At 62.2% G+C, this 24,577-nt stretch carries 21 protein-coding genes; 12 read left to right on the forward strand and 9 right to left on the reverse strand.

The genetic code is table 11. The annotated features are described in order from the left end of the window. Positions 1 to 140 precede the first annotated feature (140 nt). The 5 genes from HMPREF9697_RS10055 (at position 141) to HMPREF9697_RS10075 (ending at position 5,163) form a co-directional block, all read left to right on the forward strand. Entirely contained in the window at positions 141 to 1,280 is a 1,140-nt protein-coding gene (locus HMPREF9697_RS10055) for an ATP phosphoribosyltransferase regulatory subunit (protein ID WP_002717097.1), read from the forward strand. After that, positions 1,277 to 2,254 carry an ATP phosphoribosyltransferase gene (hisG, locus tag HMPREF9697_RS10060; protein ID WP_002717098.1) on the forward strand — a complete coding sequence of 326 codons (978 nt, stop codon included), beginning with the start codon at positions 1,277 to 1,279 and terminating at the stop codon, positions 2,252 to 2,254. Before HMPREF9697_RS10055 ends, hisG begins: the two co-directional genes overlap by 4 nt. Before the next feature lie 84 nt (positions 2,255 to 2,338). Next, positions 2,339 to 3,394 carry a glycosyltransferase family 2 protein gene (locus HMPREF9697_RS10065; protein ID WP_002717099.1) on the forward strand — a complete coding sequence of 352 codons (1,056 nt, stop codon included), beginning with the start codon at positions 2,339 to 2,341 and terminating at the stop codon, positions 3,392 to 3,394. Then, the gene (locus HMPREF9697_RS10070; RefSeq protein ID WP_002717100.1) at positions 3,391 to 4,227 is read left to right on the forward strand and encodes a ChbG/HpnK family deacetylase; all 837 of its coding nucleotides are present in this window, start codon (positions 3,391 to 3,393) and stop codon (positions 4,225 to 4,227) included. The genes HMPREF9697_RS10065 and HMPREF9697_RS10070 overlap by 4 nt, the downstream gene beginning before the upstream one ends. 123 nt (positions 4,228 to 4,350) lie before the next feature. Beyond that, positions 4,351 to 5,163 carry a DUF2076 domain-containing protein gene (locus HMPREF9697_RS10075; protein WP_002717101.1) on the forward strand — a complete coding sequence of 271 codons (813 nt, stop codon included), beginning with the start codon at positions 4,351 to 4,353 and terminating at the stop codon, positions 5,161 to 5,163. A gap of 75 nt (positions 5,164 to 5,238) precedes the next feature. On the opposite strand, the gene HMPREF9697_RS10080 is transcribed toward HMPREF9697_RS10075, so the two are convergent. Beyond that, entirely contained in the window at positions 5,239 to 5,988 is a 750-nt protein-coding gene (locus tag HMPREF9697_RS10080; protein ID WP_002717102.1) for a L,D-transpeptidase, read from the reverse strand. A 298-nt stretch (positions 5,989 to 6,286) separates the two neighbouring features. Here HMPREF9697_RS10080 and HMPREF9697_RS10085 point away from each other — a divergent pair, with 298 nt between their 5' ends. Continuing rightward, complete coding sequence (locus HMPREF9697_RS10085; RefSeq protein WP_002717103.1) at positions 6,287 to 7,051, forward strand: protein phosphatase CheZ; 765 nt, start codon at positions 6,287 to 6,289, stop codon at positions 7,049 to 7,051. Positions 7,052 to 7,111: 60 nt separating this feature from the next. Here the strand turns inward: HMPREF9697_RS10085 and HMPREF9697_RS10090 are convergent, their stop codons facing one another. Together HMPREF9697_RS10090 and HMPREF9697_RS10095 are read right to left on the reverse strand one after the other, a co-directional pair. After that, positions 7,112 to 8,314 carry an MFS transporter gene (locus tag HMPREF9697_RS10090; protein WP_002717104.1) on the reverse strand — a complete coding sequence of 401 codons (1,203 nt, stop codon included), beginning with the start codon at positions 8,312 to 8,314 and terminating at the stop codon, positions 7,112 to 7,114. Between the two features lie 67 nt (positions 8,315 to 8,381). Continuing rightward, on the reverse strand, positions 8,382 to 8,879 hold the full coding sequence (locus HMPREF9697_RS10095) for a hypothetical protein (RefSeq protein WP_002717105.1): 498 nt from the start codon (positions 8,877 to 8,879) through the stop codon (positions 8,382 to 8,384). Positions 8,880 to 9,166: 287 nt separating this feature from the next. Here HMPREF9697_RS10095 and HMPREF9697_RS10100 point away from each other — a divergent pair, with 287 nt between their 5' ends. The 4 genes from HMPREF9697_RS10100 to HMPREF9697_RS10115 all read left to right on the forward strand — a co-directional run bounded on the left by HMPREF9697_RS10100 (position 9,167) and on the right by HMPREF9697_RS10115 (position 14,200). Further along, a complete protein-coding gene (locus HMPREF9697_RS10100) occupies positions 9,167 to 9,463 on the forward strand; it encodes a co-chaperone GroES (RefSeq protein WP_002717106.1) in 297 nt (98 codons plus the stop codon). Between the two features lie 50 nt (positions 9,464 to 9,513). Then, the gene (gene groL, locus HMPREF9697_RS10105; RefSeq protein ID WP_002717107.1) at positions 9,514 to 11,166 is read left to right on the forward strand and encodes a chaperonin GroEL; all 1,653 of its coding nucleotides are present in this window, start codon (positions 9,514 to 9,516) and stop codon (positions 11,164 to 11,166) included. 237 nt (positions 11,167 to 11,403) lie between these two features. After that, on the forward strand, positions 11,404 to 12,627 hold the full coding sequence (locus HMPREF9697_RS10110) for a hypothetical protein (protein ID WP_002717108.1): 1,224 nt from the start codon (positions 11,404 to 11,406) through the stop codon (positions 12,625 to 12,627). Between the two features lie 37 nt (positions 12,628 to 12,664). Next, positions 12,665 to 14,200, forward strand: a complete 1,536-nt coding sequence (locus HMPREF9697_RS10115; protein WP_002717109.1) for a phytoene desaturase family protein — start codon at positions 12,665 to 12,667, stop codon at positions 14,198 to 14,200. A gap of 21 nt (positions 14,201 to 14,221) precedes the next feature. On the opposite strand, the gene HMPREF9697_RS10120 is transcribed toward HMPREF9697_RS10115, so the two are convergent. Together HMPREF9697_RS10120 and HMPREF9697_RS10125 are read right to left on the reverse strand one after the other, a co-directional pair. Further along, a complete protein-coding gene (locus HMPREF9697_RS10120) occupies positions 14,222 to 14,617 on the reverse strand; it encodes an META domain-containing protein (RefSeq protein ID WP_002717110.1) in 396 nt (131 codons plus the stop codon). A 149-nt stretch (positions 14,618 to 14,766) separates the two neighbouring features. Then, positions 14,767 to 16,428, reverse strand: coding sequence for an L-lactate permease (locus tag HMPREF9697_RS10125; protein WP_002717111.1), 1,662 nt, complete (start codon positions 16,426 to 16,428; stop codon positions 14,767 to 14,769). 314 nt (positions 16,429 to 16,742) lie between these two features. Here HMPREF9697_RS10125 and HMPREF9697_RS10130 point away from each other — a divergent pair, with 314 nt between their 5' ends. Beyond that, the gene (locus tag HMPREF9697_RS10130) at positions 16,743 to 18,473 is read left to right on the forward strand and encodes an ABC transporter ATP-binding protein/permease (protein ID WP_002717112.1); all 1,731 of its coding nucleotides are present in this window, start codon (positions 16,743 to 16,745) and stop codon (positions 18,471 to 18,473) included. Positions 18,474 to 18,536: 63 nt separating this feature from the next. Here HMPREF9697_RS10130 and HMPREF9697_RS10135 read toward each other — a convergent pair whose 3' ends face one another. Beyond that, positions 18,537 to 19,520 (reverse strand): TorF family putative porin, encoded by a 984-nt coding sequence (locus tag HMPREF9697_RS10135; RefSeq protein WP_002717113.1) that lies wholly within the window; start codon positions 19,518 to 19,520, stop codon positions 18,537 to 18,539. Between the two features lie 411 nt (positions 19,521 to 19,931). Here HMPREF9697_RS10135 and HMPREF9697_RS21320 point away from each other — a divergent pair, with 411 nt between their 5' ends. Next, a complete protein-coding gene (locus HMPREF9697_RS21320) occupies positions 19,932 to 20,513 on the forward strand; it encodes a hypothetical protein (protein ID WP_172583898.1) in 582 nt (193 codons plus the stop codon). Here HMPREF9697_RS21320 and glcF read toward each other — a convergent pair. From glcF to HMPREF9697_RS10155, 3 genes are read right to left on the reverse strand one after another with little or no spacing between them, the layout of a single operon-like run. Beyond that, positions 20,441 to 21,790, reverse strand: coding sequence for a glycolate oxidase subunit GlcF (gene glcF / locus HMPREF9697_RS10145; RefSeq protein WP_002717115.1), 1,350 nt, complete (start codon positions 21,788 to 21,790; stop codon positions 20,441 to 20,443). The two genes, HMPREF9697_RS21320 and glcF, sit on opposite strands and share 73 nt — an antisense overlap. Continuing rightward, the gene (locus HMPREF9697_RS10150) at positions 21,787 to 23,031 is read right to left on the reverse strand and encodes an FAD-binding protein (RefSeq protein WP_002717116.1); all 1,245 of its coding nucleotides are present in this window, start codon (positions 23,029 to 23,031) and stop codon (positions 21,787 to 21,789) included. The genes glcF and HMPREF9697_RS10150 overlap by 4 nt, the downstream gene beginning before the upstream one ends. Positions 23,032 to 23,043: 12 nt before the next feature. Next, positions 23,044 to 24,537, reverse strand: a complete 1,494-nt coding sequence (locus HMPREF9697_RS10155) for an FAD-linked oxidase C-terminal domain-containing protein (protein WP_002717117.1) — start codon at positions 24,535 to 24,537, stop codon at positions 23,044 to 23,046. Positions 24,538 to 24,577 lie beyond the last annotated feature (40 nt).

Raw genomic sequence — 24,577 nt, forward strand, 5'->3', positions numbered from 1 at the left:
TTCTCCCGGGAAAGGCCAATGAGGCCCCCTGAGCGGGGCTCCAGCCTTCGATTCTCATTAAGACACTTTGAGTTTCCCCATCGAAACCCGGGCTTTGCCGTGTTAAACGGCTGCAAAATTGATCGTTTACGGACTTTTCGATGAATACCGCTTCCACCTCGCCCGTGACCGGGTCCGCCGCCCGGGCGGATGCCTTGCTGTCGGCGTTCGCAGGCGCCGGCTACGAGCAGGCCGCGCCCGCGATCCTGCAGCCGGCTGAGCCCTTTCTCGACCTTTCCGGCGAGGACATTCGCAAGAGCCTCTACCTCACCACCGATCCGAACGGTGAGGATCTGTGCCTGCGCCCCGACCTCACCATCCCGGTCGCGCGCGATTATCTGGCCTCTCCCCGCGCCGGCAAGCCCGGGAACTTCTACTATCTCGGCCCGGTGTTCCGCTTTCGTGGCGGCAAACCCAGCGAATTCCTGCAGGCTGGCGTTGAATCCTTCGGACGCAACGACCGTGCCGCAGCCGACGCCGAGATGATGGCGCTGGCACTTGAAGCAACCACCGCTTTCGGCGTGCGCGACCTCGATATCCGCTCTGGCGATGCCGCGCTGTTCATGGCGCTGATCGATGCACTCAAGCTCGCGCCGGTGTGGCGGCGGCGACTGGTGAAATGTTTCAACCGCAAGACCAGCATCACCGCCGAGGTCGAAAACCTGAGGCAGGGCGCGGGCCAGAGCGACTATGAGGGCGTGCTGGCCGCGCTCGCAGGTTCCGACCGCAAGGCCGCGCTCGCGCTCGTTACCGACCTGATGTCGATCGCGGGCACAGAGAATGTCGGCGGCCGCACAACAGCGGAAATCGCAGACCGTTTCCTCGAACAGTCGACGCTGAAAGGCGGCACGCTGTCGCGCGAGACGCTGACGCTGATCGAGCGTTTCCTCGCCATTTCAGGCGAACCCGACGAGGCGCTCGCGCAATTGCGCAATCTCACCGCCGATGCCCGGCTCGATATCAACGCTGCTCTCGACGCGTTCGAGAACCGCATCGGCTTCATGGCGGCACGCGGCATCGACACCGGCAAGATCGCGTTCTCGACCTCGTTCGGCCGCGGACTCGACTATTACACCGGCTTCGAATTCGAAATCCGCCGCAACAACAATGGCGGCGAACCGCTGGTCGGCGGTGGCCGCTACGACGACCTGCTGACGCGGCTCGGCGCAGCCTCTCCCACTCCCGCCGTCGGATTCTCGGTCTGGATCGACGCGCTGACCAAGGCGGGAGGCGCCGCATGACCAATCCGTTCGTTCTTGCCGTTCCCTCCAAGGGCCGGCTTCAGGAAAATGCCGACGCCTTCTTTGCCCGCGCAGGCCTCGCGCTCGCCAAACCGCGCGGCGCACGCGACTATCGCGGCACCATCTCGGGCCTCGATCAGGTTGAGATCGCTTATCTCTCCGCGAGCGAGATCGCGGCGCAGCTCGCGCGCGGCCAGATTCACCTCGGCATCACCGGCGAGGATTTGATCCGCGAAAGTATCGCGGACGCCGACAGGCGCGTGATGCTGATCGAATCGCTCGGGTTTGGCAGCGCTAATGTGGTGGTCGCCGTGCCGCAGGCGTGGATCGATGTGCGCACCATGGCAGACCTCGACGACGTCGCGACCTCGTTCCGCGTCAAGCACAACCGCCGTATGCGGGTCGCCACCAAATACATTAACCTGACGCGCCACTTTTTCGCGCTGCACGGCATCGTCGATTATCGCATCGTCGAAAGTGCCGGCGCGACTGAAGGCGCTCCCGCGAGCGGCGCGGCCGAACTGATCGTTGACATCACCACGACCGGCGCGACGCTGGCCGCCAACGGCCTGAAGGTGCTCGACGACGGCACGATGCTGCGCAGCCAGGCCAATCTCGTTGCCTCCCGCGCCGCCGACTGGAATGCAGATGCACGCGAGACAGCGCGCATCATCCTCGACCACATTGCCGCCCGCGCTCGCGCGGCAAAGTACAAGGAAGTTCGCACCCGGCTCGCGAATTGCGACGATGTGCTGCTCACGGAGATTCACGACCGCTTCGGAGCGGTCGCGCCGTTCGGTGGTCCGGTGCCATCGGGCCTCCTCACGCTGCACTGTCCGCCCGCGCAGCTTTACGCGCTCGGCAGCCTGCTGCGCGCGCGTGGCGCCGAAACGGTGAGCATCGGCTCGCTCGACTATGTGATGGCCCGCGACAATCCGCTGTTCTCGCGGCTGGAAGCTTTTCTCGCAACATGAGCCGCGACATGGCCTCCCTTCGGCAACCTCTTGGCGAATGCCGCTTGCCATCGCCATATCAAGGTCGGTTTCTTCGAGGATTTAATGGTTATGTCCGGGTCTGAGGTTCCAGCCCCCATTCGCGAGAAACTTCCCGCTGCCACGCACGGGTTGTCCATCGTGGTGCCATTGCTCAACGAGGCCCCGGGCCTGGTGGCGCTGCACGACCGCATCTCCACGCTCGCTATCAAGCTGAAGCAGCGCTATGGCCTACCCTGCGAGGTGATTTACGTCGACGACGGTTCGACCGACGCCACGCTGACGATTGCGCGCGACCTGCCGGCCGACAAACTCGACGTGCAGACGGTGTCACTGTCGCGCAATTTCGGCAAGGAAGCTGCGCTGATGGCAGGCCTCGACCATGCCCGGCTCGGCGCGGTGCTGTTCATGGACGGCGACGGCCAGCATTCGCCGGATCTTGCCGAGCAACTGGTGCGCCACTGGATCGAGGGTGGGTACGACGTCGTCTACACCGCCAAGGCCCATCGCCAGAACGAGTCGGCGCTGCGCCGTTTGGCGGTTCATAATTTCTATTGGCTGGTGAATTGGGGCGCGCGCCAGAAAATCCCGGAGGATGCCGGCGATTTCCGCCTGCTGTCGCCGCGCGCCGCGCGTGCATTACGGATGATGCCGGAGCGCAACCGCTTCTTCAAAGGCCTGACGAGCTGGATCGGCTTCCGCCAGATGCGGGTCGATTACGAGCCGGAGCCGCGCGCCCACGGCACCACGACCTTCAACGCCCGCCGTCTGCTGGGTCTATCGATCGAGGGCATTACCTCCTTCTCGGTCGCGCCGCTGCGAATCGCGAGCCTGCTCGGCATGCTGATCGCGCTGTTTGCGCTGCTGTTCGGCCTGTCGATCATGTGGGAGACCCTGACGACCGGCAAATCGGTGCCGGGTTATCCGTCGCTCGTGATAGGCATGATGACCCTCGGTGGCGTGCAGTTGATCGTCATCGGCGTGCTTGGCGAATATATCGGCAAGATCCTCTCTGAACTGAAAGCGCGGCCGATCTATTTCGTCGCCGAACAGTCGCTGCGCACCTCGCCTGATCAGACGAACGCCACCCACTCTTCCTCGCATACGGCGGACCCGGTGTGAGCGGACCGCGCCGCATCACCCTTTGTGCCGACGATTACGGCATCAGCGAAGGCGTCAACCGCGGCATCCGCGACCTGATCGAACGCCGACGCCTTAACGCGACTTCGGTGATGGTGGTTGGCCCCGCCGCCACGCGCGAGGAAGCCGAGGCGCTGTCGCGTGTCGCTGCGAATGGCACCTGCGAGATCGGTCTGCATGTCACGCTGACCGCGCCCTTCTCCCCGCTGACAATGCATTTCCGTCCGCTCGACGGCGGCATGTTCTGGCCGGTTGGAAAGCTCTTGCGCATGGCGCTGTTACGGCGCCTCGATGCTGAATTCGTCTATGCCGAGGTGATGGCGCAGATCGTGCTGTTCCGCGAATTGTTCGGCGCACCGCCCGCCTATCTCGACGGCCACCAGCACGTCCAGTTGTTTCCGGGAAACCGCGACGGTTTCATCCGCGCCGCGCGCGACGCCGCACCTGACGCATGGGCGCGGCAATGCGGACGGACGCATGCATCTTTGCGCCTCGGCAATCCCAAGGCCATGCTGTTGGATGCTTTGAGCGCGACCTTCCGCAAGCGCTGCGCCGAGAATGGCCTGCACACCAATCCCGCTTTCGCGGGCGCGTATGATTTCCGGAAGCTCCCCGACTTCGGCAGCCTGATGCGCGGCTTCCTCGCACCCCTTCCGGACGGCGGGCTTGTGATGTGCCATCCTGGGTTCGTTGACGACACCCTACGGGAGCTCGATCCGCTGACCGACCAGCGCGAACGCGAGCATGCTTACCTCGCCGGCGACGATTTCCCACGTCTGCTCGATGAACTCGGCATCTCGCTCGCAAAGGCATAAGGGCAGTTTGCCGCAGGGCAACGCCGCACCTTGGCGAAATTTAATCTGCGTTCCCGCTTACGCCGACCCAAAACCCGCCTAGATCGTGGGAACAATCATTCGCCCAATCAGGAGAGGACGAAGATGACCCCGCAAGAGCGCCAGTTGATCGACGATCTGTTTGGCCGGCTCGAAAGGCTCGAAACCACCCCGCGTGACGCCGAGGCGGAATCCGCAATCATGGCCGGTTTGCGGCGCGCGCCGAATGCCGTCTACGCTCTGGTGCAGACGGTGCTGCTGCAGGACGAAGCGCTCAAGCACGCGACCGCGCGGATCGAACAGCTTGAGGCGGGCGAGGCTCCGCAAAACCAAGGCAGCTTCCTGGATTCACTGCGCGGCACGCTGTTCGGCGAGAACGCCGCGCCTTCGCGCGGCTCGGTGCCGAACGTGCCGCCCTCCAATCCAAACGCACGGCCGGTCTGGAACAGCGGTCAGGTACTCGGCCAGCCCGATAGCTATGCCGATCCGCGTAGCGCACCGGGTGGCTATGCCCAGCCGGGCTATGGCGCGCCGCAGCCGCAAGGCGGCGGATCGTCGTTTCTCGGCACCGCGGCTGCGGCCGCAGCCGGCATGATCGGCGGCTCCTTGCTGATGAACAGCCTGCGCGGCCTTGGAGGTGGACTTGGCGGCGGCCAGCAACAGAGTTTCGGCAATAGTTCTAATCCGTGGGGCGGCAGCAACAGCAATGACTCGCTCGCACGCGACGCCGGCATCAACGACATCGACAAGACCGGCGGCAGCATCGAGGATCGCCGCCAGAGCTTCGCCGACCGGGCGCAGGACGCCGAGCAGGACCGCTATGACGATCAAGATCAGGACCAAGATCAGGATCAGGACGATGACGACGGCGATTTCGACGATGGAAGCTTCGACTCCGACGACAGCGATTTTGCCTGAATCGAAAATCGGACGAGCCAAATAAAAAACGGCCGCTGCAATAGCGGCCGTTTTCTTATTCAAACCGACTTTTCGTCAGAGCACAACGACGCGGGTGCCAACCTTGACGCGACCATAGAGATCGATGACATCCTCATTGCGCATGCGGATGCACCCCGAGGAAACATTGGTGCCGATCGTCCACGGTTCGTTGGAGCCGTGGATGCGATACAGCGACGAGCCAAGATACATCGCACGCGCGCCAAGCGGGTTTTCCGGGCCGCCTTCCATATGGCGCGGCAGATCGGGGCGGCGCTTGAGCATTTCCGCAGGCGGCGTCCAGTCCGGCCACTCGCGCTTCGCTGAAATCGTCTTCACACCGGACCACATGAAGCCGGGCTTGCCGACACCGACGCCGTAGCGCAGCGCCTGGCCGTTGCCCTGCACCAGATAGAGAAACTTGTTCGGCGTATCGATCACGAGCGTACCGGCCGCTTCCTTGCCGTTGTAATCGACGACCTGCTTTTCATAGCGAGGATCGAAGCCGGGTTGCGCTGCTTCGACCGAACGGTCCTGCTGATAGCCGCGCTGCCGCGGATCGTACTGATCCTCGGGCATTTGCTGATACGCAGGCGCCATCTGCTCGCCACCGCCGAACAGAAACTGGATGAAGCCGCCCCCCATATTGCTGGCGGGCTGCTGATAGGCCGCGCGCTGTGGTGGCGGAGCGTAGTCAGACTGCGCGGCATAATAGACTTGAGAACCGGCGCTCTGGGCGAACGCGGGATAACTCGTGCCGATCAGACATGCGCCGGCGACGAGCGCGAGACGGATTTTTGCGGACATGGACGTACTCTGTACTGTTCGTCACGGGACCATTGCGGGCGTAACGACGCCTCGCGCCCCGATGTAACGGTGCAACCGCGGAAGTTTTGGTAAACGGCAGCCGCGTTTCGATTCACCACGTCGCGCAGCAGCCTGCGTTCCTGCCAACAGCGTTTATTTTTAATGAAAGGCGACACGCCATGGTTAATTGCCGTTGAGCATGTTCAGAATATTTTCCCAGACGCAAAGCTGCCCATGAACCGGGCGTTAAATAGCCGACCGCTACACGTTTGCGCATTGAGGTTGGGGAAGAATTCCAATGACAGCTCAGCGCAAGCGTTTTCGCATTGAAGAATTGCAATTCGGCGCCATGCCGGAATTGAACGACGCAGGATCCGATCAGATGCATGAGCGCATCATGACCGAGCTACGCGTCATTCGCGAACAGATGGGCCGGATCACGCTGGGCTCCCGCGTCCGGACTGAAGACAACACGATCACGCAGGAAGAAGCTAACGCCAAGGCCGCGCTCGAATCCTACCGTGCGCAGATCGCCCAGTGCGAGAAGCTCAAGGTCGAGCTCGACCTGATCCACGAAGCAATCAACCGCACCAAGGAAGAAATCGCCGTGCTGCACGGCACGAGCTTCAGCGGCGCGGAAATGTCGAAGGTCACCGGCGAGCTCGGAGCCATCGTCGGGGGCACCGAAGAAGCCACCGACCAGATTCTTGCCGCCGCGGAAGCCATCGATCAGGCTGCCAGCGCGCTCGCCAAAGGTACCTCGGCCGATCAGCAGGAACGTATGGTCGCCGACATCTCCGAGCGCGTCATCAGCATCTTCGAAGCCTGCAACTTCCAGGACCTCACCGGCCAGCGCATCAGCAAGGTGATGAACACGATGAAGTTCATCGAGCATCACATCAACGTCATGATGGACATCTGGGGCGGCGTCGACGCCATCAAGGCGCATGCGCCGGCGATCCTCGATACCCGCGAGGGCGACGCCAAGCTGCTCAACGGACCGAAGCTCGACGGTGACGAAGGGCACGCTTCGCAGAACGATATCGACGCGCTGTTCAACTAAAAGCCGCGTCCGCCACATTCAAAACGCCCCCGCCTCGTCGGGGGCGTTTTTGTTTCCGCTTCACACCCGCCGCAGCAGCGAGAAGGAAAGCAGCGCCAGAGCAATCGCCATGATGATAATTTCGAGAGCGGCCTGATCGGACCAGCGATCGATGACAAAGGCGAGAATGAACGGCGAGAGCGCCTGCGTGATCTGGCCCGGCCGCGAAATTCGCCCGACCACGCGGCCATAGCCTGTCGGACCAAAGGTCGCGAGCGGCAGCGCGCCACGCGCGATCGTCATCACGCCATTGGCCGCACCGAACAGAATCGCGAAGATGATGGCATGCAGCGTCTCGATGCCCGCAAACGCCAGAACCGAAAAGGCGGCCGCCATGGTGCACATCGAGAACCGCGCCACCCAGACGGGGTGCAGCCGCCCTTTGCTGGCGAAATCCGCAAAGCGCGTCACAAGCTGGGCAGGACCAAACATCGCACCGATCGTCACGGCGAGACCCGGATCGAGTCCACCACGCTGCAGGATCGGCAAAAGATGCGTCGTGGTGCCCGACAGCGCGAAAGCATGACCTGCGAAACCTGCCGCCATCAGGAAAAAAGACCAGCCATGCGGCTTGACGAAGCGCTTCTTCGCAGCCGGCTCGTCGGCCGCCGCAACCGCGGTCTTCATCTGCGCCTTGCGCCTTGGCAACGCAAACCAGTGCAACGGCGCGATCAGCAAAGCGAGCACCGCCGCCCAGGTAAAGAACACACTTTTCCAACCGAAATGCTCGATCAGGAAATGCATGAACGGCCACCCCACCGTGGAGGCAAGGCCGCCAGAGAACGTGACAACAGTGATCGGCCCGCGAGAGGCCATCCCATAAATGCGCGTGAGCGTGGTGAAGGCGGGATCGTAAAGGCAGCTGGAAATGGCAAGCCCGATCAGAATCCATGCCAGCACGTAGACGATGTAATTGGGCGCCAGTGGAAGCAACACCAGTCCAGCTGCACCGACCAATGCGCCGACAGACATCACCAGATTACCGCCGCGCTTGTCGATCAACCCACAAGTATAGGGCGCACATAGCCCCGAAATGCCAAGCGCAATGGAAAATCCGGACAACGCCAACGGCAGCGACCAGCCGTGCACATCCGCGATATAGGTCATGGTGAGGGCGGGAGGATAAAATAACGCGCCCCACCCCAGAATCTGGGTGACGCACAACACCGCAACCGCGCGATGAGGCCCTGCAATCAGCGCGGCCGGTCCGGCAAAAGGGTTCATATCACCGGCATTAATGTCAGGATTCGCGGATTAAAGAAGAGCAGCCCGCGCAGCCGGTTCCGTTTTTCTATGCACGCGGCGCGCAGCGCACATAGACCATGGTGCCGTATCGCGTCGCAGCATCCGGATCGATGAAGCGGGTGGTCAGCACGCGGCCATCGAACGAAACGATCTCGCGATCCTGCGGACCGCCGGCCGGACCCGCGGGGCCGATGTAGTTCTTGCCGCTCTGGCTGCCTTTGAGGCGCAATTCTTGCGGGGTCGCCTCATCGGCGAGATGCATGATGACGCCGCCCGTCGGCCCCTTGCCGATCACGTAAGGCTGCCTGCACTGGCCCCGCGCGGCGTTCTCGGTGCGCACGCGGTCTTCCGGCTTGTGATAGGCGGCGAGACCCCAGCGGCCAACCAGTTCATCGGCGCGGATCGTTGCGGGAATTTCCGGCGGCGCCGCCGGTTCCTGCGACACGGGCGTGTTGCCATTGAGACTGAAACTGCTGCAACCACCGATCAAGGCGGCAAGAACCGAAACTATCGCCAATTTCGAAGTGGTGCGCAGACTGATCATAAATTCTCCTACACGGACTTCATGAACCACGTTTGCCAGCCTGGCAAGCGGCGTCACTCCCTCAGAGTCCATTGTTCGAACGCGGGTGATGGCGTTCGAGCATCTTATAATGACCTCACCAAGGTCTTAAGCGAGCGGCGTTGCTTGACAGGAAAAGCGCCAACCCATATTTCCCCTCGGCAACAACATTAGCACTCCCAAAATGGGACTGCCAATCTCGTTCGAAGGGCAATCGCTCGCTTCGCCCGATTCCAAGAACACTGAAACCAACGCTGAAGGACACCATCATGGCCAAAACCACGTTCCGTCCGCTGCACGACCGTGTTGTCGTCAAGCGCATCGACGCTGAAGAAAAGACCAAGGGCGGCATCATCATTCCGGACAACGCCAAGGAAAAGCCTTCGCAGGGCAAGATCGTCGCCGTCGGCCCGGGTGGCCGCGACGAAGCCGGCAAGCTGATCCCGATCGACCTCAAGGTCGGCGACGTTGTTCTGTTCGGCAAGTGGTCGGGCACCGAAGTGAAGCTCGATGGCGAAGACCTCCTCATCATGAAGGAGTCCGACGTCATGGGCGTGCTGGCCTAAGCAGCCTCTCCCGACCTCATCCAAGACATCTCAATTCGGAGTAATTTTTCATGGCTGCCAAGGACGTTAAATTTTCGGGCGACGCGCGCGAACGCATGCTGCGCGGCGTCGACACCCTCGCCAACGCCGTCAAGGTGACGCTGGGCCCGAAGGGCCGCAACGTCGTGATCGACAAGTCGTTCGGCGCGCCACGCATCACCAAGGACGGCGTCACCGTCGCCAAGGAGATCGAGCTCGAAGACAAGTTCGAGAACATGGGCGCGCAGATGGTGCGCGAAGTGGCTTCCAAGACCAACGATCTGGCTGGCGACGGCACCACCACCGCGACCGTTCTCGCGCAGGCGATCGTGCGCGAAGGCGCGAAGTCGGTTGCCGCCGGTATGAACCCGATGGACCTGAAGCGCGGCATCGACATCGCAGTTGCCGCCGTCATCAAGGACATCGAGAAGCGCGCAAAGCCCGTCGCGTCGTCGTCGGAAGTCGCACAGGTCGGTACCATTTCGGCCAACGGCGATTCCACCATCGGCAAGATGATCGCGCAGGCGATGCAGAAAGTCGGCAACGAAGGCGTCATCACGGTTGAAGAAGCCAAGTCGCTCGACACCGAAGTCGATATCGTTGAAGGCATGAAGTTCGACCGTGGCTATCTCTCGCCCTACTTCGTCACCAATGCCGAGAAGATGACCGCCGAACTCGAGGATACCTACATCCTCCTCCACGAGAAGAAGCTCACCGGCCTGCAGGCGATGCTGCCTGTGCTGGAAGCTGTGGTGCAGTCTGGGAAGCCGCTCCTGATCATCGCGGAAGACATCGAAGGCGAGGCGCTCGCGACCCTCGTCGTCAACCGTCTGCGCGGTGGCCTCAAGGTTGCGGCTGTGAAGGCTCCGGGCTTCGGCGATCGCCGCAAGGCGATGCTCGAGGACATCGCGATCCTCACCGGCGGCCAGCTCATCTCCGAAGATCTCGGCATGAAGCTTGAGAACGTCACGCTCAAGCAGCTCGGCCGCGCCAAGAAGGCGGTGATCGACAAGGAGAACACCACCATCGTCGGCGGCGCCGGCAAAAAGGCGGAGATCGAAGCTCGCGTCAACCAGATCAAGGCGCAGATCGAAGAAACCACTTCGGACTACGACCGTGAGAAGCTGCAAGAGCGTCTTGCCAAGCTCGCGGGCGGCGTCGCGGTGATCCGCGTCGGCGGTGCGACCGAGATCGAGGTGAAGGAAAAGAAGGACCGCGTCGAAGACGCGCTCAACGCGACCCGCGCGGCCGTTCAGGAAGGCATCGTTCCCGGCGGCGGCACCGCGCTGCTGCGTGCCAAGAAGGCGGTCGGCCGCATCAACAACGACAACGCCGATGTCCAGGCTGGCATCAACATCGTGCTCAAGGCGCTGGAAGCTCCGATCCGTCAGATCGCGGAGAACGCCGGTGTCGAGGGTTCGATCGTGGTCGGCAAGATTCTGGAGAACAAGACCGAGACCTTCGGTTTCGACGCCCAGAACGAAGAGTATGTCGACATGGTCGCCAAGGGCATCATCGACCCGGCGAAGGTCGTGCGCACCGCGCTGCAGGACGCCGCTTCGGTGGCAGGCCTGCTGGTGACGACCGAAGCCATGGTCGCCGAGCTGCCGAAGGAAGCCGCACCCGCGATGCCGGGCGGCGGCGGAATGGGTGGCATGGGAGGAATGGGCGGCATGGGCTTCTAAGCCCGTCCGCTCTCCCTTCAGAGAAAACGAAAAGCCGCCTTCGGGCGGCTTTTTTGTTGCGCGGTTCGCCATGACGCAGAGCCGTCGCAATTCGCGGCAAATAATACCCGCCCGCGGAGCCTGGAACGAGGAAAATGCCGCTCTAGCAAGGAGATGGCGTTCAAATCACGCCGATAAGCGTCTATGGTCGCCCCGCTGTTTCGATGGACGTTCCCCGCTTCACGCAGGATACCCCTGATGCGACTTTCGACCGTTGTTTGCTCCGCCCTGATCCTCGGCGTCACCGCGAGTCCGTTCGCCAGCTCCCTCGTCATGGCGCAAGCGGCCAAGGCACCCGCGAAAAGTCCGCTCATCGGTGGAGAGGTCCGCTACTTCACGGGACTTGGTGACATCCTCGGCGATCTTCCCGTGGATGCCTTCATTCGGGAAACCCATGATGGCGGCAAGATCACCTCGACTGTGCTGGACGTTTGCTATTCACCTTCGATCGGCTCCGAGCGCAAGGATCGCTTCGCCGTCGAATTGAAGGCCGACGGTCAGAAGCTGAGTGGCACCGGCCAGACCACCGAAGAAAAACTGCCGGTTACCGTCAACCTCACGCGCAAGCCCGAGAACAAGGCCATCACCTTCGAGGGCAGGATCACGGTTGGCGACAAAACCTCCGAAGTCCTGTCGACCGACAACACCGATTCCGACCAGCGGGAGTTCGAGGCGGCGCAAAGCGCGGATGACAGCATCACCGAGAGCCCGGCGGACTTTACCGAACTGTCGCCGCAATCGCTCGCGCTCAAGGTCAAGCGCGAGAATTTCGCCGATCTCCTCAAAAGCCTGCGTAACGACGATGTTGAACTATCGCTCGACAGCCTCGCCACCGATTGCACGGCGCTTCGCACCGGCACGCAGCTCGTGCGGTTCGATGTCGATCCGCAGCGCGCGGGCGCCCTCATCGCGCGATTGAAAACCGCATCCGGTGTCGTCACGGCGGGCTGGACCACCGGCAGCTACGATACCGAGCGCGCCATCCGCATTCCGGCCGCGGACTGGCGCAAGGACGGCAAGCTGGACCGCGACCGTCTCGCTGCCGCACTCGCGGCGAGCGCCTCGAAAACCCTTGCAGCGCAGGCCGCCAGCACCAAATGGAGTGATACCACGGGCGAACTGACCATCACGATGAAACGCCCCAACACGCTCGTGCCCTCGCTGAACCTGACCGACACGCTGGAAGTATTGGCACTCGTCGGTCCCGAAAAGCCGGGCAACGCCGACCGGCTGGTGATCTGGCTTGGCGTACCAGCAGCGACGACCCGCGATGAAGCCGCAGACCCGCATCTGAACTTCGCGGACTCCTCGGTCGGCGACGAGACCGAAGGCACATACACCGACGACGACGGGCTCGTGCGGGGCATGGCCACCGATCTCAAGGGCCAGCGCTGGGACGCCGAGCAGGCCGCATGGAAGTGATGGTCGCCGCCTTCCGCCACAACCGGGTTCAGTTCTGATGCCATACGATGTCATCATCGTCGGCGCCGGCCTCGGCGGCCTGACCAGCGGCGCGTTGCTGGCACGGGCGGGCCGCAAGGTGCTCGTCATCGAGAAAAGCAATTCGGTTGGCGGCGCAGCGTCGAGCTACAAGGTCGGCGACCTGTTCGTCGAAGGCTCGTTGCACGAAACCGGCGATCCGCACGATCCGCGCGATCCCAAACATCTCCCGCTGTCACGCGCAGGCATCCTCGAGACATTGAAATGGTCGCCGGGTGGCGCGCTCTATGAGGTGCGCGGCGGCCCACTGTCGTCTCCGCTTCTGGTGCCTGATGATTTCGACGGCGCACGCGAGGCATTGAGCGCCCGTTTCCCGGAAGCGCGCGAGGCCATCGCGCGGCTGCTCTGCGAGATGAAGCAGATTGCATCCGCCGCCGGCGCGCTGACGCAGGGCGATGCCGCGACGCGGCGCTCCGGCGACATCTATGGCGCGTTGATGTCGATCGCACCCGCGATCCGCGACTGGAAAATGCCGCTTGCGAAAAAGCTGCAGCAGGCCTTCGGCGACAATGAAGCGCTGAAATGCGCGTTCGCAGCCAACCTCTGCTACTACCACGACGATCCCGCGACATTGTGGTGGGTCTATTTCGCCATGGCGCAAGGTGGCCTGCTGCTCAGCGGAGGCCGCTACGTCCACGGCGGATCGCAGCGGCTCTCAAGCGCGCTGGCCCGCGAGATCAAGAAGGCCGGCGGCGAAACCATCCTGCGCCGCGTCGTCACCGCCATCGACAAGGACGGCGAGACATTTCGTGTCCATCATACTGCGAAGGACGGTAGCGACCCGAAGACGGCCGAGAGCGTGCGCGTCGTCTGCAACGGCGCACCCGCCTCGATTGCCGCGCTGTTGCCGCCGAAACAGGCGAAGCCGTTTCTCAGCCCGTATGAATCGCGGCCCTCCTCGATCTCGCTGTTCGCGCTGACGCTCGGCCTCTCGAAGCCGCCGCGCGAATTCGGCTTTTCCGCCTACTCCACGCAACTGCTGCCGGACTGGATGACGACACTCGCCGACTACGCGCAGGCCACGACGCTGATGCGGGACGAGCCCGGTGAGAAGATGCCGCCGCTCGCCATCGCCGATTATGCCGCAATCGATTCGGGCGTGCCCGCGCCGCCTTATGTCTTGTCGCTGATCGCACCAGACACGCTCTCGAACTGGGAAGGCCTCGATCACGAGGGCTACCGCGCCAAGCGCGCACGCTGGCAGAGCGCCATCGTCGCCCATCTCGACCGGCATTTTCCGGGCCTTGCTGAATCCGTGGTGGCATCGTCCTTCAACACTGCGCATTCTGTCCGGCAATATCTCGGCTCGCCGGGCGGCGCGGTATACGGCTTCGCGCCAACGCCACCGCGCTCACTGTTCAGCGGGGCAAAGCGCACGTCTGCAACGCCTCTTCAGGGACTTTATCTTGCTTCCGCCTATGCAGGCTTCGGCGGCTACAGCGGCGTCATTCAAGCGGCGGGGGAATGCGCCGACATGATCCTGCGAGAGTCGTAAGCTTCGCGGCTAAGAACTGCATCAGTTCGAATTGACGCGAAAGCGCAGCGTCGTCGTGCCGATGAAGGAGACTGCGTCGCCCTGCCGCTTCCAGTTCACAGCCGTGCCGAGATTCGCGATCAGGGCGTCGTCGGCCTGCGCCAGCGCTGGCACACAACCATTGTCGGCAATCGCACCCGGCATGAAGATCACCGTATCGCCGGCTACCGAGAATTGGCCGCGGCCGGTTTTACACCACAGATCGAGCTTGGCTTCGCCGTTCTCGCCGATCTCGAGCGTCGGCAGACGCCGTGCGCCCGCGAGCTGTGACGTATCGAGAGTCAACTCAAGGCCGAATGGAAACTCCTGCGCCCGCGCAGGGACCGTGAGCATCAGTGCCGCAAACGCAGCCAGAATTATGGATTTGTAGAGCGGCATTTCAATTTCCGTCGATAATGTGCGGGTTTTCTAGACGCGAATTGTGACATTGGCGAGGGCTTGAAGGTCGCACCAGCGCACACGCCGTACCGTCAACAAAAAATCCCCGCGGCGCGCCGCGGGGATTTCTCGTTTCTGGATTCAGGCGATTACTTGATGACCATCGCTGTGAACGGATGGACGTAAGCCTGCAGCATGACCAGTACGCCGACAAGGCAGGCCAGCGTGATCGAATGCTTGAACACGAAGCGCAGGATCGAGCCTTCGTGGCCGTACCAGTTGGTCGCGGTGGAGGCCACCACGATCGACTGGGCGTCGATCATCTTGCCCATGACGCCGCCCGACGAGTTCGCGGCGCTCATCAGGATCGGCGACAGGCCGAGCTGTTCGGAGGTGATCTTCTGCAGGTTGCCGAACAGCACGTTCGATGCGGTGTCCGAACCCGTCAACGCCACGCCCAACCAACCGAGCAAGGTGCCGAAGAACGGATACAGCACACCTGTCGCGGCAAAGGCGAGGCCGAGCGTGGCATCGATGCCGGAGAGACGGGTGAGCGTGCCGATCGCCAGCATCGCCGAGATCGTGATCAGCGAATAGGAGCACAGCTTGATGGTCTGGGCATAAACCCGGATCAACCCGAACGGGGAATACCCCATCAGGAAGCCCGAGATGATGGCCGCGATCAGCATGCCGGAGCCGGTGTAGGACAGCCAGGTGAAGGCGAACACGGCCCCTTCCGGCGTCGGCTTCGCCACGATCGGCGCGACCTTCATGATCATCTTGTCGAGATCAGGAACCGCGTACTTCCACGTCGCCCAGGAGTTGACGGCGTTCTTGAAGTGGTCGGTGCCCCAGATCAGCAGCACGATGCAAACGATGATCCACGGCAGCAGCGACTTCCACACTTCCGCGCGGGTCGGTTTCACGGTGTTCTGCTTCACCGGCGCCATGGTGGCGGCAGACTCGTCATGCGCACCCAGCGTGGCGGAAGTCCAGATGTTCTTCGGATGCCATACCTTCAGGAACAGGATCAGCGCGCCCATCGAGATCAGCGAGGCGCCGATGTCGACGATCCAGGGGTTGATGAAGTTCGAGATCACGAACTGCGGAACGGCGAAGGAGATGCCGGTGACGAGGATCGCCGGCCAGACTTCCTTCATGCCTTTCCAGCCCGCGAACGCCCAGACCACCCAGAACGGCACGATCAGCGAGAAGACCGGCAACTGGCGTCCGACCATCGCACCGAGCAGAAACGGATCAAGCCCGGTGACGCTGGACAGGCCGGCGATCGGCGTACCGAGTGCGCCGTAGGCGACCGGAGCGGTGTTGGCGATCAACGACAGACCCGAAGCGGCGAGCGGCGAGAAGCCGAGGCCGATGAGGATCGCGCCGGTCACGGCAACCGGAGTGCCGAAGCCCGAAGCGCCTTCGAAGAACGCGCCGAATGAGAAGGCGATCAACAGAATCTGCAGGCGGCGGTCGCGGGTCACGCCGCCGATGGTGTTCTGCAGCGTCTCGAACACACCCTTCTCCACCGTCAAGCGGTAGAGGAAAATGACGTTGAGCACGATCCAGCCGATCGGGAAGAACCCGGTGACAACGCCGAGCAGCGAGGCCCGGATCGACATGCCGGCCGGCATGGTGAAGAAGAAGATCGCGACGAGATTGGCAACGATCAGCGCGATGATCGCGGCGATGTGAACCTTGACCTTGTTGGATGCGATCAGCACCAACAGCGTAACGACGGGAATGGCCGCCGCCAAGGTCGATAAGACCTGATTGTTGAATGGATTATAGACTTGATTCCACATGAATTCGGTCTCCCCCACGCGGTTATGTCGCTCCGGGAGAAGCGAACTGCCCGGAGCCTGAGGCTTGGCTTCTGAGGGAGGGAAACATGGACAGTCGGCGCCTGACGTAATGAACTGTATCGCCGACTCGTGAACTGCCCCCCGGCCTCGCCGTTAAGTTGCATGCTAAAAGCGGTAAGGGATTCCAGACAAGACAACGCAGTCGAACCCGGCCCTAACTTTAGTCTTATTCAGTGATTTATTTGCTGTGGGGCCTGCTTCCGTCTGCGCCACGTTCCCGTGACGTCACCCGGCCTACTCTCAGGAGATCTTCCGTGAAACGTATCGTATCGGCGCTCGCCACGATCTGGCGGCTCGCGACCCCTTATTTCCGTTCTGAGGACAAGTGGGCAGGCGGCATCCTGCTCGGAGCCGTCGTCACCATCGAACTCGGCACCGTGGCGATCGACGTCCTCATCAATCAGTGGCGCAATCGCTTCTATACCGCGCTGCAAGAATACAAGTGGGACACCTTCGTTCACGAGATCATCTACTTCAGCGTGGTGGCGGCGATTTTCATCGTCATCGCGATCTTGCAGCTTTACCTCAACCAGTGGCTGCAGATCCGCTGGCGGAAATGGATGACCGAACGCTATCTCGGCGAATGGCTAAACGACGCCACTCATTACCGGATGCAACTCGCGGGCGACCCAGCCGACAATCCCGACCAGCGTATCGCCGAGGACGTGCGTATCTTCATCGAGCAGTTTCTCACGCTCAGCCTCGGGCTCCTCAATTCCGTGGTGACGCTGGTGTCTTTCGTCGTCATCCTGTGGGGATTGTCGGAAGCCGCTCCTCTTCATCTGTTCGGCATGCCGCTCAGCATCCCCGGCTATCTGGTGTGGGCGGCGTTGATCTACGCGATCGGCGGCACCATCTTCACCCATCTGATCGGCAAGCCGCTGATCGCACTCGATTTCCATCAGCAGCGCTATGAGGCCGATTTTCGCTTCAACCTCGTGCGCGCGCGGGAGAATTCCGAGCAGATCGCGCTGCTCAAAGGCGGCGATGCCGAGCATATGCGACTGTCGGAGCGGCTGGGCGCCATCATCCGCAACTGGCACGCCATCATGATCCGCACCACGAAGATCACAGCGGTAACGCAGAGCTACGCGCAAGCCGTGCAGATCTTCCCTTACATCATGGTTGCACCTGCGTATTTCGCGCATAAAACCCTGCTCGGTGGCGTGATGCAGGCGGCATCCGCCTTTCTCAGCGTGCAGGGCGCGCTGTCGTTTTTCATCAGCGCCTATCGCCAACTGGCCGAATGGCAGGCGGTGATCGAGCGTCTCGAAGGCTTCGAACATTCCATGGCGACCGCGCGGGAAAAGCGGCGCGGCAACATCCGTGTAATGCCCGACGGGAGCGCGGACAATATCGTCCTCGACAATTTGACGCTGACCTCGCCGGCAGGCGCACCGCTTCTTGCTGCTGACCGTTTCGTCCTGTCGCATCGCCAACGGCTGCTGCTGACCGGTCCATCCGGCTCCGGCAAGTCCACCCTGTTCCGTGCCATTGCCGGAATCTGGCCGTTCGGCAAAGGCACGGTATCGATCCCGGCGGGAGCGACGCTGATGTCGCTGCCGCAACGGCCGTATTTCCCGATCGGGCCTTTGTCGGACGCACTCGCCTATCCGGCACAGCCGGGCCATTTCGAGCGTGCCACGCTTGAAGCTGCCCTAGCTGATGTCGGCCTACCCGCGCTCGCGGATCAACTCGACAAGACCGGCCATTGGAATCAATCGCTGTCGCCTGGCGAACAGCAGCGACTCGGAATCGCCCGCGCGCTTCTGCACAAACCGCAATTCCTGATGCTGGACGAGGCAACCGCCTCGCTCGACGAGGAGACGGAGGCTTTGCTGTATCGCCTTATCGCGCAACGCCTGCCTGAAAGCACGATCGTCTCGATCGGCCATCGCAGCACGCTTCAGTCATTCCATCAGCGCCATGTCGTCCTGTCGCATCATGCTCTTGTGGAACATTCCGCGTCAGCGACCGCAGGCTGACGACGCATAAAAATGGGCGGCGGATTGCTCCGCCGCCCTTTGCAGTCGGTCTTGGAGAAGAACTTACTTGATGTTGCTCATCAGCGTCAGGTCAGCCGAGAGCTTGGCGATGAAGCTCGCGCCGCACCATTTCGAGCCATAACCCGGCGCTCCGTTGATCGGCGTGATAAATCCGGTCTGGCTTGCGGTGTAATCGCTGGTGAAGGCGTTGCAATCACCCTTGCTCAGGTTGGTGTCGGAATAGCGCAGATCGAGCGTGAACACCTTGTAGGTGAAACCGATGCCGACGTTCCAGGTGTTGTAGTCCTTGTAGTTGATATTGCCGTAGAACGCGTCGGAAGTGCCGAGCCACTGGCGGCCGAATTCACCCGAGACGTAGCTGCCGATGCCGTTCGGCAGGAATGTGCTCGGCGCCGTGACCTTGGCTGTCACCGAGGCGTAGGTACCTTCCGCACCTGAGTTCAGGAAGCTCGGGGTGTAGTAGATGTTGCCACCCGCGGCGAAGTAGTCATTGAAGGTGTAATTGGCCTTACCGTAGACCTCGTAGAAGGAGACGTCCTTCTTCAGGAAGTTGCCGTTGGCCAGCACGATCTGGCTGTCGAAGCCACAGGACCCCGCCCCGCCGAACGAACCGGCGATGCCGTTGCCGACGCAGGTGCCGCCCGGATACAGGTAACCCCAGACACCGAAGTCGAGCGCGAGAGCGCCGAAGGTCGGGCGGATACCGCCGTAGATGTCGACCTCTGCGGCAGCGCGGTTCGGAAATGAAATGCTTTCGAACGAGGTGCCGACATAAAGCTGCAGGTCCTTGGTCACATTGTAGCGCGGCTCGAAATAGGCCGTGACCGACGGCTTGTGGTTGGACTGTGTAATGCCGCGAAACACGTAATCGTTCATGACACCCGCCCCGAAGGCGATGTCCCACGGATCGAACGCCGCGACCACCGGCGCCTTGTACGCCTTGACCGGAAGATCGGCCGCCGCCGCCATCTGCGCCCCAAAAAGACTGACCGCGACGGCCGCCGCAGCCGGAAGAACCAATTTCATAACAACCCCCACCGTTGGAGCCCGCCATCGCCGACAATCGGGGTGGCAGGCACTGATTCACGAGCACCCTTCGATGAACGCAATGTGCGGAGCAGCATGAAAAGGGGAAAGCAAAAATGCCGTGCAGTTGCCGCCTTATTAGGCGATTCCGACATTTGCCGTACGCTGTCTGCTGAAATGTTGCATTTCGACAACGCCTAAATGCAGGTTTTTTCTTCGGCACGATATATTTTATCTGGCAGCCGAAGACATCATGTCGGATGGGAGAGGCGCGAATCTCGGCTCTCTCCAGTCCTCATCTCGGGCGAAGCCTGTCCTTGCCGAAACGAATCTCCCTTTCCTGAAACGAAAAAGCCGCGCTTTGAGGCGCGGCTTTGTTTTTAGAGATCGCCTTGCCGTCAGGACTGATGATTGTCCTTGTCCTCACTGGTGAACCAGTTCGCGGGCGACAGGTGGGAGGATTCCGACAGATTCGCCATCGGCTCATCATACGACGGGACCGCCGCCGGGGCTGGAGCCGGAGCGGCCGGTTTACGCGGCGCGGCGCGTTTCTTTGCGGCCTTCTTCGGAGCGGCCTTCTTCGCGGTTTTCTTCACGGCCTTCTTGGCCGACTTCTTTGCCGGACGCTTGGCGGCCTTCTTGGCTGACTTCTTTGCAGCTTTCTTCGCGGCCTTCTTCACAGGGCGCTTGGCAGCCTTTCTCGTCGAGGATTTCTTCGCCGATTTCTTCGATTTTTTTGCTGACTTTTTCGTCGACTTCTTGGCCGCCTTGGCCACGTTCAATTTCTTCTGTTTCTTGTTTTTATTCTTCTTCTTTTTACCCTTCGCCATAACCGTCCTCCTGTTTCCCTTCGGTGGGATTATCGATCGACGTTTCGAAGCGCTTCCGGAATGGAAGACTTCCTGCCTCGCGGCAGCCGATCACCTGTTTGCAGGCAGGCTATTGTGCGGGGACGGGCCGCCGGTCATCCAGTCGAGCAATTCGATGGTGTGAACCACCGGGATCGGTGCGCCTTCGGCATTCTTCAGTTCGCTGCCGATCTGCACCATGCACCCAATATTGCCTGCCGACACGATGTCCGGCTTGACGGATGCGATATTGGCGACCTTACGCTCGCGCAATCTCCTTGCAATCTCGGGCTGGAGAATGTTGTACGTCCCAGCCGATCCGCAACACAGATGACCCTCAGGTACATCTTTCACCACGAATCCGCTCTTGGAAAGCAATTCTTTCGGAGCCTCTGTGATTTTCTGTCCGTGCTGCAGCGAACAGGCTGAGTGATAGGCGACGACGATTTCATTTTGAGGCCGTGGCCATTGCACATCTAACACCGCGAGATATTCGGTAATGTCCTTTGCGAGCTTCGAGACCCGCGCGGCCTTGTCCGCATAGGCTTTGTCCTCGCGCAGCAGGTAACCGTAATCCTTGATGGTCGTGCCGCAGCCCGACGTCGTCACCAGGATGGCATCGAGCCCATGGGCGTCGGCCTCGCGAACCCAGACGTCGATATTGGCCTTTGCCCGATGCAGCGCGTCGTCGTCACGGCCCATGTGGTGCGTCAGCGACCCGCAGCACTGCTCGTCCGCGACCAGCACGACTTCGACGCCGAACCTGGTGAGCAGACGAATCGCCGCCTGATTGATGTTCGGCCCCAGCACCTGCTGGGCACAGCCCTGCAGCAGCGCGACGCGGCCGCGACGCGTTCCCTGTGCGGGGAACACGGTCCCAGCCGCAGGTCCTGGCGACGGCAGCGCGCCCGGCGCCAGCGCCAGCATCGCCCGCAACCGGTCAAACAACGTCGGCGGATGGCTCGGCTGCGCCGAACCGGGCAACAGACTGACGAACGGCTTCGCCAGCCGCGCCGCCATCATGCCGGCACGGAACACCCCGGGGCGCGGCAGCACATAGGCAAGCAGCGCACGGATCAAACGGTCGGAAAGCGGCCGGGAATATTCCTCCTCGACCTTCACCCGGGCCTGATCGATGAGATGCATGTAGTTCACGCCCGAGGGGCACGTCGTCATGCAGGCAAGGCAGGACAGGCAGCGGTCGACGTGCTTCACCACTTCGGCCGACGGTTTCTGGTCCTGCTCGAGCATCTCCTTGATGAGGTAGATGCGCCCGCGCGGGCTATCGAGTTCGTCACCGAGCAGCACGTAGGTCGGGCAGGTTGCGGTGCAGAAGCCGCAATGCACGCATTTGCGCAAGATCGTGTTGGCTTCCGCAATATCCGGATCGGCAAGCTGGGCGGGCGTAAATTCGGTCTTCATGGGTTGTCGTCCCGGCGCATGCGGCCGCGATTGAGGATATGACGGGGATCGAAGCTGTGCTTGAGGCGACGGCTCAAGGCCGCAACGCCCGGCGCCTGCGGATGAAACACATCCGTCGCCGCGCGGACATCCTTCGGTGCCCGGAGCAACATGGCATGCCCCCCTGCTGCCTCGGTGTGGGCGCGCACAGTGGCTGCATGGGCATCAGTGGCAGGCGGCACAGCCGCCCAGATCAATCCACCGCCCCAGTCGTAGGTCACCTCGCCGCCGGTCTCGCGCCTGAGCGCCGTGCCGAGGGCTGCTCCCGCCGTCGGCGGGCAGACGATGCGCCAGACCGCGTAACCGCCAAGGGGCGACGCCGCCGCAAACGGTGCCACGTCGCGCAGCGCGGCCCAGATCGCCGCCGATTCATCGTCGTTGATCATCTCGACCGCGCCGAAAGACGTCAGCAAGGTCGCCAGCGAGCGCGACCGGTCCGCAACCGAAACGTCGATCCCTTCGACCCGCACCAGCGTCAGCGCCTGTTGCGGCGCGCCCGCTTTCGCCAGCGCGCCATCAAGCACCTGCAGATTCGAGACCGGCAGGTGCGCCGCACCGGAGACGTCGAAAGACGAACCCAGCGCCTTGGTCATGGCCCGATTGGCAGTGGCGTCATCGAGACCGCGCAGCACCAGTGTGGCTTGCGCCTCGGCCTTCGGCACCAGCTTGATGGTGGCTTCCGTCAGCACCGCAAGCGTGCCCCAGGAACCGGCCAGCAACTTGGAGATGTCATAGCCAGTGACGTTCTTGACCACGCGGCTTCCGGCCACGAACGAGTCGCCGAAACCCGATACGGCGTTGCCGCCAAGCAGGTGATCGCGCACGCCGCCCGAGCGGATGCGGCGCGGACCCGACAGACCCGATGCGATCATGCCGCCGATCGTGCCCTGCCCCAGCGCGGAGCCGAGCAACACCGAAGCATCCATCGGCTCGAACGCGAATTCCTGGTTCTTGGCGTCCATCATCGCGATCACGTCGGCGACCGGTGCGCCGGCCTGTACCGTGACGATCAGTTCGTGCGGCTCGTAGGACGTCACCGCATTCAGCGCCGACAGATCGAGCACCGCGTTGGTCGTCACCGGTTGGCCGATATCGCGCTTGCTGCCGTGCCCCACGATCTCCAGCGGCTGTTCCGCTGCGATCGCCTCGCGCACCGCCGTCTCGACGTCCTTGGCGTCGCGCACCTTCAACGTTTCCACCACGTCAAACCTTCCTCAGAATCGCGGAATGTCGGGGAACGGCAGCTTGCCGCCGTGCACATGCAGCCGGCCGAGTTCTGCGCAGCGATGCAGCGTCGGGAACACCTTGCCGGGATTAAGCAGCCCGTCGGCATCGAACGCACATTTGATGCGCTGATGATGGGCGAGATCGATGTCGCTCAGCATTTCCGGCATCAGGTCGCGCTTCTCGACGCCAATGCCATGCTCGCCGCTCAACACGCCGCCGAGCTTGACGCAGAGCCGCAGGATGTCGGCGCCGAAATCCTCGGCGCGCTGCATCTCATCGGCGATGTTGGCATCGTAAAGAATGAGCGGATGCAGATTGCCATCGCCTGCGTGGAACACGTTGGCGCAGCGCAGTCCGTATTTCTTGCCAAGCTCGCGAATACCGGCGAGCGCCTCCGGCAGCTTGCCGCGCGGAATGGTGCCGTCCATGCACAGATAGTCCGGCGACAGCCGTCCGACCGCCGGGAACGCGGCCTTACGCCCGGCCCAGAACAACAGTCGTTCCTGCTCGGAGGTGGAAATCTGGCAGGTCTTCGAGCCGCACCCCAGAGCGATCGCCTCGACGCGCCGGATCAGTTCGTCCACTTCGACGCTCGGCCCGTCGAGTTCGATGATCAGCAGCGCCTCGACATCGAGCGGATAACCGGCATGAACGAAGGCTTCGGCCGCATGGATAGCGTCCTTGTCCATCATCTCCATGCCGCCTGGGATGATGCCCGCGCCGATCACTCGCGCGACGCATTCGCCTGCCGCCTCAACTTCCGAGAAGCCAACCATCAGCGCACGGGCGGTTTCCGGCTTCTTCAGGATGCGCACGGTGATCTCGGTGACGACGCCGAGCAATCCTTCCGAGCCTGTGATGATGCCCATCAGGTCGTAGCCGTCGTTTTCCGGCGCGCGGCCGCCGATCTTCAGGATCTCGCCAGTGATGAGAACGAATTCGCACCCCAGCACATTGTTGGTGGTGAGACCGTACTTCAGGCTGTGCACGCCGCCGGAATTCTCCGCGATGTTGCCGCCAATCGAACAGGCGATCTGCGAAGACGGATCGGGCGCGTAGTAGAACCCCTCATGCGCTACCGCCTGGCTCACCGCGAGATTGGTCATGCCGGGCTCGACCACCGCAACGCGGTTGTCGAAATCGATTTCGCGTACGCGCTTGAACTTGGACAGGCCGAGCAGCACGCCATCGGCGAGTGGAAACGAACCGCCCGACAGCGACGTGCCATTGCCGCGCGGCACCACCTTGATGCCGTTATCGTGGCAGTATTTCAGAACCTGTGAGACCTGCTCGGTGGTGTCAGGCAACACCACGACCATCGGCGGCTGGCGATAGGCTGTCAGCGCGTCGGACTCGTAGGGCTTCATTTCCCGTTCGGTCTCGATCACGCCCTCGCCGGGCACGATGGCCCGCAGCGCGGCAATGATCTCATCGCGGCGAGCGAGAATGCCCTGATCGGGCAAAGGCATCTGAATCGTCATGGAAGTCTCCCGCCTACCGGCGCCAAATATATCACCGACA

Origin of the sequence: Afipia felis ATCC 53690 (assembly GCF_000314735.2) — a bacterium.
GTDB classification, from domain to species: domain Bacteria; phylum Pseudomonadota; class Alphaproteobacteria; order Rhizobiales; family Xanthobacteraceae; genus Afipia; species Afipia felis.

What these genes read in the sequence shown, in the direction of transcription:
- HMPREF9697_RS10055 (WP_002717097.1), top strand. Translation starts at nt 141, where the DNA reads ATGAATACCGCTTCCACCTCGCCCGTGACCGGGTCCGCCGCCCGGGCG.
- hisG (WP_002717098.1), top strand. Translation starts at nt 1,277, where the DNA reads ATGACCAATCCGTTCGTTCTTGCCGTTCCCTCCAAGGGCCGGCTTCAG.
- HMPREF9697_RS10065 (WP_002717099.1), top strand. Translation starts at nt 2,339, where the DNA reads ATGGTTATGTCCGGGTCTGAGGTTCCAGCCCCCATTCGCGAGAAACTT.
- HMPREF9697_RS10075 (WP_002717101.1), top strand. Translation starts at nt 4,351, where the DNA reads ATGACCCCGCAAGAGCGCCAGTTGATCGACGATCTGTTTGGCCGGCTC.
- HMPREF9697_RS10080 (WP_002717102.1), bottom strand. Translation starts at nt 5,988, where the DNA reads ATGTCCGCAAAAATCCGTCTCGCGCTCGTCGCCGGCGCATGTCTGATC.
- HMPREF9697_RS10085 (WP_002717103.1), top strand. Translation starts at nt 6,287, where the DNA reads ATGACAGCTCAGCGCAAGCGTTTTCGCATTGAAGAATTGCAATTCGGC.
- HMPREF9697_RS10090 (WP_002717104.1), bottom strand. Translation starts at nt 8,314, where the DNA reads ATGAACCCTTTTGCCGGACCGGCCGCGCTGATTGCAGGGCCTCATCGC.
- HMPREF9697_RS10095 (WP_002717105.1), bottom strand. Translation starts at nt 8,879, where the DNA reads ATGATCAGTCTGCGCACCACTTCGAAATTGGCGATAGTTTCGGTTCTT.
- HMPREF9697_RS10100 (WP_002717106.1), top strand. Translation starts at nt 9,167, where the DNA reads ATGGCCAAAACCACGTTCCGTCCGCTGCACGACCGTGTTGTCGTCAAG.
- groL (WP_002717107.1), top strand. Translation starts at nt 9,514, where the DNA reads ATGGCTGCCAAGGACGTTAAATTTTCGGGCGACGCGCGCGAACGCATG.
- HMPREF9697_RS10110 (WP_002717108.1), top strand. Translation starts at nt 11,404, where the DNA reads ATGCGACTTTCGACCGTTGTTTGCTCCGCCCTGATCCTCGGCGTCACC.
- HMPREF9697_RS10115 (WP_002717109.1), top strand. Translation starts at nt 12,665, where the DNA reads ATGCCATACGATGTCATCATCGTCGGCGCCGGCCTCGGCGGCCTGACC.
- HMPREF9697_RS10120 (WP_002717110.1), bottom strand. Translation starts at nt 14,617, where the DNA reads ATGCCGCTCTACAAATCCATAATTCTGGCTGCGTTTGCGGCACTGATG.
- HMPREF9697_RS10125 (WP_002717111.1), bottom strand. Translation starts at nt 16,428, where the DNA reads ATGTGGAATCAAGTCTATAATCCATTCAACAATCAGGTCTTATCGACC.
- HMPREF9697_RS10135 (WP_002717113.1), bottom strand. Translation starts at nt 19,520, where the DNA reads ATGAAATTGGTTCTTCCGGCTGCGGCGGCCGTCGCGGTCAGTCTTTTT.
- glcF (WP_002717115.1), bottom strand. Translation starts at nt 21,790, where the DNA reads ATGAAGACCGAATTTACGCCCGCCCAGCTTGCCGATCCGGATATTGCG.
- HMPREF9697_RS10155 (WP_002717117.1), bottom strand. Translation starts at nt 24,537, where the DNA reads ATGACGATTCAGATGCCTTTGCCCGATCAGGGCATTCTCGCTCGCCGC.